The organism is Synechococcus sp. CCY 9618, assembly GCF_019038415.1.
GTDB lineage: Bacteria > Cyanobacteriota > Cyanobacteriia > PCC-6307 > Cyanobiaceae > Cyanobium.
This window is the reverse complement of the sequence record NZ_JAFKRG010000124.1, coordinates 1-716: the sequence shown is the minus strand read 5'-3', so window position 1 is coordinate 716 and position 716 is coordinate 1. Positions and strand designations below refer to the sequence as shown.

At 64.0% G+C, this 716-nt stretch carries 1 protein-coding gene; it reads left to right on the top strand.

All coding sequences use genetic code 11. The features are described 5' to 3' along the window. Positions 1–35: 35 nt before the first annotated feature. The coding region (locus tag KUG41_RS15420; protein ID WP_216905064.1) for a transposase at positions 36–716 on the top strand (681 nt) is incomplete at its 3' end.

The following is a 716-nucleotide window of genomic DNA, read 5'->3' as shown; positions in this document are numbered from 1 at the left end:
CAGCCGCGGGAGAATGGCCTAACGGCACTGAGCGAATGCGCGGCCAGCAGGAACGCACCGGCCCCCTGTTCTCGTACATCTCCACAGAAGACCGGATTCCGTCTGGCCATCCCCTGCGCCAGGTCAGGCGGCTGGCGGATCAGGCCCTGGATCGGCTCAACCCCACCTTCTGCAAGCTTTACCCCGAGGGCGGGCGTCCCTCGATCCCCCCGGAGCAACTGCTGCTGGCCCTGTTGCTGCAGGCGATCTACGGCATCCGCTCGGAGCGGATGCTGATCGAGCAGCTGGACTACAACCTGCTGTTCCGCTGGTTTATCGGCCTCAATCCCGACGACACCGTCTGGCATCCCACGACATTCACCAAGAACCGTGATCGGCTGCTCAACGAGGAGCTCATGGCCCGGTTCCTGGAGTTGCTGATGGCCTCGCCGGAGGTCAAGCCGTTGCTGAGTTCCGAGCATTTCTCGGTCGACGGCACCTTGCTGCGTGCCTGGGCCTCCCACAGTTCGCTGGAGCGGATCGATGGGTCCGACGACGATCCACCAACACCCAGTGGCGGCAAGGGATTCGGCAGCTCAGCCGGCCAGGAGAAGAAACGAGCCAAGGGTGATTTCCGAGGGCTGCTGCTCTCCAACCAGACCCATCGCTCCAGCAGCGATGGTGAGGCCCGGCTGTTTCGCAAGTCCGGTGGCACCGGTGCGTTCCTCAGCTACCTG